Source organism: Actinomycetota bacterium, from assembly GCA_036280995.1.
Taxonomy (GTDB): domain Bacteria; phylum Actinomycetota; class CALGFH01; order CALGFH01; family CALGFH01; genus CALGFH01.
In genome coordinates, this window is sequence record DASUPQ010000160.1 from 1 (window position 1) to 2,008 (window position 2,008).

The 2,008-nt window shown below is 72.5% G+C and carries 2 protein-coding genes; both read right to left on the reverse strand.

What is annotated here, in order from left to right; translation table 11 throughout:
• The coding region (locus VF468_05000; GenBank protein HEX5877672.1) for a transposase at positions 1 to 661 on the reverse strand (661 nt) is incomplete at its 3' end.
• A 240-nt stretch (positions 662 to 901) separates the two neighbouring features.
• The coding region (locus VF468_05005) for a transposase (GenBank protein ID HEX5877673.1) at positions 902 to 2,008 on the reverse strand (1,107 nt) is incomplete at its 5' end.

A 2,008-nucleotide genomic window follows, 5' to 3' on the forward strand; every position in this document is an offset into this window, starting at 1 on the left:
CGATTAACTCCTCGCGGGCGGCCCGGTCGTCCCAGTCGATCTGCGGCTTGCCGCTGCCGGCGTAGTCATCCCCGCTGCTCAGCGCGCCGCGCAGCCGCACGGCCAACTCGGCGTCCGCAGCGGCGGCGACCCCGAGCAGCCCACGCACCGCCGAGCGGATCAAGGTGATCGTGTCCATCGTGGCCACCGCGTCATACAGCGGGGTCGAGTCCAACACCCGCCGCCGCCCGACCAGCCCGGCCTCAGCGGCCGCCGCCAGGCCCACCTCGAAGATCCGGTCGGGGCGGGCCGAGCGGCGCAGCCGGGCCCGCATGTCCACCAACACGGTGTGCACGAACCCGCCGGCCCCCGCACCCGAACCGGCGTAGCCGCCGACCCCGGCCGCATACCGCCAGCGCGCGTCGAAGCTGTACTGCTCGACGGCCTCCCGGTCCGAGAACCCACCCAGGCGCTGCAACACCATCACCGTGGCCACCACCGACGGCGGCACCGAACGCCGACCCCGCTCGCAGAACAGGTCCGCGAACAGCTCATCGGGGAACAACCGGTCCCGCTCCCGCGCCAAGAACCGGTAGATCGAGTTCTCCGGCAGCGACTCCTCACAGAACCGAGCCGCCTCGTCGAACAGATCACCCTGACGATCAGCCCGCCCCAACGTCACTTGATCATTATCGCGGAGGCCCAGGCCTGGGACGGGTCAGCGACACGCGAAAAACACCAGCCACCTAGGTGGCTGGTGTCGAACGGCTGAAACGAGTGTGAGCTCTGCCGGGTGGGTGGGCCATACGGGCTCCCACGCGGGCCGGGCTGGGACGTGGAGCCGGTTCGGCTGAACCGTGTGGCGCTGGGTCGTCCGCTCCTGGGCGGGGTCGAGCCCGGGTTCGAGCTCTGTTGGTGCTGGTCAGGCCACTACCGCCCATCCCTGGGTAGTTCCGCGCACCCCGAGCACCGCCATCCGCGCCAGGTTGGTCGCGGCAGCCAGCAGCCGGAAGTCGGTGTCGACGCGGGCGGTGCCGCGGACCCGGGCTCGTCGCCCGCCGTGCTTGCGCCGCATGAGGTGCCCGAGCTTGCGTTCGACCTTGGGTCGGGTGCCGCGGTAGTCGGCGACCCAGGCTGGGTCGGTCTGGCGGGCCCGGGCGTCGGTGAGGGTCTGCTCGTACGGGCCGACCGACACCGTGCGCCCGCCAGCGGCGCTGGTGCACTGGGCGCGCAGCGGGCAGTCGGCGCAGGCCGACCCGAAGTAGGCGGTGCCGCCGCCGGCGTGGGCCGGGTGAATCCGGACGGTGATCCCGACCGGGCAGCTCACCGTGTCGGCGCCGAGGTCGATGGCGAACCGATCCTTGCTGAACAACCCGCCCGCCGCGGTGGGTGTCTGGGTCTTGCAGCGGTCGGTGATCCCGGCCCGCTGCAGCCGGTCGTGGAACCCACCGGTGCCGTAGGCGTTATCGCCGTACACGCACGGCTGCTCGGTGTCCGCGACCGCTCCCGCACCGGCCTCGACCGGCTGCTGCGCCTCGACCGGCTGCTGCGGCTGCTTGTGGCCCGCGGTGTCGTCGGCGGTGTCGTCGAGCAGGTCGGCGACGAGGTCCTCGGCGACGCTGGCATCCCCGGCGTTGCCCGGGGTGACCGTGGTCGCGGTGATGATCTCGGTGTCGGGGTCCATCGCGGCGTGGCCCTTGTAGCCGTCGAACCCGCGCGCGGCGGTCTTGTGCCCGTGCCGGGCCTCGGGGTCCACGGTGGAGATCACCCGGTCCTTCGCGACGCGGCGGGCGATCCGGAACACCCCATCCGGACTGGTCTGCAGGTCCTGGCCCAGCACCGTCGCCAACAGCGTCGCGGCCTCGGTGACCGGCTGGGCGAGCTCGCGGCCATCCAGCAGGGCCAGCAGCGCATACCCATCCCGGGCCCGGGAGTCGATTAACTCCTCGCGGGCGGCCCGGTCGTCCCAGTCGATCTGCGGCTTGCCGCTGCCGGCGTAGTCATCCCCGCTGCTCAGCGCGCCGCGCAG